Origin of the sequence: Capnocytophaga sp. oral taxon 332 str. F0381, from assembly GCF_000318275.2 — a bacterium.
Classification (GTDB): Bacteria; Bacteroidota; Bacteroidia; order Flavobacteriales; family Flavobacteriaceae; genus Capnocytophaga; species Capnocytophaga bilenii.
Genome location: NZ_KB291276.1, coordinates 1 through 3,710 on the forward strand (window position 1 = coordinate 1; position 3,710 = coordinate 3,710).

The window sequence follows — 3,710 nt, forward strand, 5'->3', positions numbered from 1 at the left end:
GGATTATTCCCTTTTTAAGTGTAGAAAAAAGAGGCTCATACTATTACAATCACAATTATCAATACAACCCCACACTTTGGAAAAGTTTTATTTATGTGGGCGTTTGCAGCACATACCCAGCTATCGCTGGCTTTCCTACATAACATATTCTAAAAGTAATTGATTGTCAGGTCTATAGACTTTGGCAAAGGTGCGAGCCGCACAGGCAATTAAGGACTTTGCGAAAGTGTAGCGACTCACCTGAAACCTATTCCCTGAAACCTGACACCTAATTATAAATACCACTCACTATGGCAAAGGTTTGGGTGTGTGCTCGTAAAATAGAGGTGAGTTGTGGGGAATACCCTCCTCCCATTGAGCATTGTACGGGCAGGTGATACCGATGACACGTTTCAAAAACAAGGCGATCGTGTTCACCGCAACCTTCTACGGTAAGCGATAACTCACCTAACTTATCGGTTGCTAGCACATCTACCCCTGCTTGATAAAACACAAAATCGGGTTGATGGGCTTCTATGAGCTGTGGCAAAATGTTGCGCAATATATCTAAAATTGTACAAAGCCAATGGGTAGCGCTTCTTTATGTGAAAGTGTTAAGTGTAAGAAATTGTGTAAGTAAGGTTGCGTATGCACCAAAGCCGCTGTAGCTTGTGTAGCTTTTTCGGGGGTGTGAAAGTTGGAGGCGCTTGCAATGCCTTCATAGAGGAGTTGTTGAGGCAAGAGGGCATACTTTCCCATCGGGAAACGATGATTTTCGGGCACTGGATGATTGTATAATGGATGATAGGCGATATACATTAGATTAGGGGTAAAATAATTTGTGTGTTTTGTAGTATTCGGGGATATATTCACAGCCTCCTATGCAATTGCCTAAAGAATCTAACAGAAAGCAGGTCTCGATAGTGGTTTCTTTGGTAGGAAAAATACGCATTGCATCATTGCCTAATAGGTTGATAACGTAAAAATCAATAGGGATAACCGTTTTTCTGTTGAAGTCGATAACGCCCTCTTTACCGTCTTTTACTACACGGATGTATTTCAGGTCGTAATCTTCCACTTCATCATAGATAAAAGGGATGATAACTTTGTTATTTTTATCGATATAGCCCCATTTGCCATTTTTCTTTGCAGCACAATAGTCGTCCATAAAAAAATCATCTAATTCATCATACGCAAAGGGAATTATTACTGTCCCTTCGGTGTCGATATAGCCCCATTTGCCGCCTTTCTTTACCAAACACAAAGTTGGAGAAAGCCATTTTCCTTGATAAAAAGCTTCGGCTTCATCATAGATAAAGGGAAGTTCTTCTTCTGCATCTCTGTTGATAAATCCCCATTTATCCCCTTTTTTCACGGCTGCCATTAAGCCTGAGAATGTTTTGGCGCCATCGTAGATAAAAGGGATAACCACAGCTCCGTTTTTGTCTAAATAGCCGTATTTACCGTCTTTTTTAGCCCAACGCCAATACAAATCACCACTTTCTATATCTTCATATTCAACGGGAATAAGCACTTTGCCATTGTGGTCTACCAAGCCAAATTTATGGTTCTTTCTTACTTTTACAACGCTATTTTCGCAGAGGGGCTCTACCCAATCATAATTAGCTTTCCAATTTTCAGAAGGTATTGGTGTTACATCATTAGTTTTCTTATCAGTTGTGGGAGACTGACATCCGAGAAAATTTAGAGATAAAAATAAGGAAAACAAGACTATATGTTTCATTTATCAAAAGAATTAATTGCGAGCCTAAGTGTAAATCCTTCCAAAACGGGATTTTCTCTAAAAGCAACAGCATAACCTATTTTAGCATCAACAAAATTGAAAACCGAAAGTCCTATATGAGGTTCTATAGCGTGGGTGTTGATAGCGAAACCTCCACCTAAAAGGAGCACACAAAATTCAGGAACTTTGGGCAAAGATACAATAAATAAATGGATTATTCCCTTTTTAAGTGTAGGAAAAAGATTTAGCTTTAATAAAGGAGCGCAACCAGATGTTTATTTTGATGAAGAATTGCACAAAAATAGGTTTAAAATTGAACAAGCAAATGGTTGGCTTGACGGATATAAAGGTTTGATAATGAGATATGAGTATCTTGATGTAACTTGAATTGGAATGCTCCTATTAGGGTTTATCTCCAAGTTCCTCAAAAAAGTTTAAACACGTTTTTTGTTATAAATGACTTATACCTTCTTAAATGCTGTAAAATAAACCAAGCACAGAAACCTGAACTATTTAATACCATACTCTTTTTGTTTTGCTTCAAATAAAGAATCTATATTGTTAAAATCTCTGAATATATGTTCTGTATAAAGTTCTTCACCTTTCATAGTATAATCGAAATCGTAACGATAAAAACCTGTACCATCTTCTCTACAATACACAGCAAACCTAATAATTTTATTTTGTATATGGTTTCTCAAATCTTGAATGGTATCCAAGGTCATATGCCAAGGTACAATTTTGTAAGGTTTTCCTTCTTCAAAATCACAAGTTAAATATTTATCTGCTTTATAAAAATGAAAGGTTCTATCTTTTTTTCTTATAGAGTCAGCTGAAAATTTACTATAAATAAATTTTTCAACTTCTATTTTTAAAGCTAATGTATCATCAGGAGGATTGTTAATAATATATGAAATTTCCTTTCCTTTAATTTTACAAAAAGTCGTTGGCTTACTTGGGTCATAACTATCACAAGATAAAAATCCAAACGCTAAAATCATTAATATCAATACTCTCATATCTTAAATTTTAAGATTTGTTCTTTTTCCATTATTGTAATGAAAGGTTTATAACCTCGTAAATGTTGTAAAATAAACCAAGCACAAAAGCCTCGTGCCATATCACTTGCTAATGCTGCTACTTTCCAATTTTTTTTAATAATTTTACTCGCACTACCATAGCTTTCTATATCAGCTACATCCAACCCAAAATGGTCAATGATTCGGAACACAAGTGTCCCCCCGCTGGCGCAAGCTTGCAGCTTGTGCCAAATTCAAAATTCACAATTCTCTCCCCGTCCTACAAGTCCCATAATCACCCGTGTGGCTCACACCCCCTGCTGGCGCGAGCTTGTAGCTCGTGTCTAGTATAATAAGAGTGTATCCTGCTGCTTAGCTTCATTCCGTCTATCCAATTCACAGGATAATGGGTGAGTAGATTGTTCATTGTTCTATCTTGTTAATTTTGTTGCAAAGGTAAGAAAATTTATTCTTCTTTTTCATCAGAATACTTACTAAACCTATCTATCCAACCATTTTCAATCATAAGTTCAGCTTTTAGCATTTCACTAATTTTTACTAAATCAACTTGTTTGCCGTCTTCTTCATAAATAATTTTAAACTCTTCATTTTCCTCAAAAATATTGAATAGTTCAAAAATAGACATTTCAATACTACTTATTAGCATTTTTCTGAATAAGGAGTATTGTTTTTCAGTTAACGAATCTAAAAAAAACTTCTTAGTCTCATAAACTACTGGGAGATTTTCCTTACTCTTTAAACTTTCAAAATGTTCAAGCACACTGTCGACACAGTTTTCTACTACCATCTCTCCAAAATCATCTAAAATTTCTTGATTTGTTTTCATTGTTATATATTTAAGTTTCGCAAGCTCAGAAAGAGCTTGATTTAGTGAAAAAAAGGCACAAAAAAAGTAGCATATTATTTGGTAAAGTCCCCTGCTGGCGCGAGCTTGTAGCTCGTGCCTA

General features: G+C 35.8%; 7 protein-coding genes and 1 pseudogene. 1 reads left to right on the forward strand and 7 read right to left on the reverse strand.

All coding sequences use genetic code 11. From position 1 onward, the window contains the following. Positions 1-268 precede the first annotated feature (268 nt). The 3 genes and pseudogenes from HMPREF9075_RS03240 to HMPREF9075_RS03250 form a co-directional block, all read right to left on the reverse strand. Positions 269-798: pseudogene (locus HMPREF9075_RS03240) on the reverse strand (hypothetical protein). Between the two features lie 4 nt (positions 799-802). Further along, complete coding sequence (locus tag HMPREF9075_RS03245) at positions 803-1,723, reverse strand: WG repeat-containing protein (RefSeq protein ID WP_009751335.1); 921 nt, start codon at positions 1,721-1,723, stop codon at positions 803-805. Then, a complete protein-coding gene (locus HMPREF9075_RS03250) occupies positions 1,720-1,893 on the reverse strand; it encodes a hypothetical protein (RefSeq protein ID WP_232305049.1) in 174 nt (57 codons plus the stop codon). The genes HMPREF9075_RS03245 and HMPREF9075_RS03250 overlap by 4 nt, the downstream gene beginning before the upstream one ends. Before the next feature lie 16 nt (positions 1,894-1,909). Between HMPREF9075_RS03250 and HMPREF9075_RS13780 the strand changes: the two genes are divergently transcribed. Then, positions 1,910-2,110, forward strand: a complete 201-nt coding sequence (locus tag HMPREF9075_RS13780; protein ID WP_009751337.1) for a hypothetical protein — start codon at positions 1,910-1,912, stop codon at positions 2,108-2,110. 122 nt (positions 2,111-2,232) lie between these two features. On the opposite strand, the gene HMPREF9075_RS03260 is transcribed toward HMPREF9075_RS13780, so the two are convergent. From HMPREF9075_RS03260 to HMPREF9075_RS03270, 4 genes are all read right to left on the reverse strand, one after another. After that, positions 2,233-2,742 (reverse strand): hypothetical protein, encoded by a 510-nt coding sequence (locus HMPREF9075_RS03260; RefSeq protein WP_009751338.1) that lies wholly within the window; start codon positions 2,740-2,742, stop codon positions 2,233-2,235. Next, positions 2,739-2,954: a hypothetical protein gene (locus HMPREF9075_RS03265; RefSeq protein ID WP_009751339.1), complete on the reverse strand. Its 216-nt coding sequence runs from the start codon at positions 2,952-2,954 to the stop codon at positions 2,739-2,741. Before HMPREF9075_RS03265 ends, HMPREF9075_RS03260 begins: the two co-directional genes overlap by 4 nt. Before the next feature lie 83 nt (positions 2,955-3,037). Further along, the gene (locus HMPREF9075_RS13980) at positions 3,038-3,169 is read right to left on the reverse strand and encodes a hypothetical protein (RefSeq protein WP_255351820.1); all 132 of its coding nucleotides are present in this window, start codon (positions 3,167-3,169) and stop codon (positions 3,038-3,040) included. A 39-nt stretch (positions 3,170-3,208) separates the two neighbouring features. Beyond that, positions 3,209-3,710: hypothetical protein (locus HMPREF9075_RS03270; RefSeq protein WP_009751341.1), on the reverse strand; the 502-nt coding region annotated here is incomplete at its 5' end.

Excerpts from the sequence above, each read along its gene's own strand:
- HMPREF9075_RS13980 (WP_255351820.1), bottom strand. The coding sequence starts at position 3,169 with ATGAACAATCTACTCACCCATTATCCTGTGAATTGGATAGACGGAATG.
- HMPREF9075_RS03260 (WP_009751338.1), bottom strand. The coding sequence starts at position 2,742 with ATGAGAGTATTGATATTAATGATTTTAGCGTTTGGATTTTTATCTTGT.
- HMPREF9075_RS03245 (WP_009751335.1), bottom strand. The coding sequence starts at position 1,723 with ATGAAACATATAGTCTTGTTTTCCTTATTTTTATCTCTAAATTTTCTC.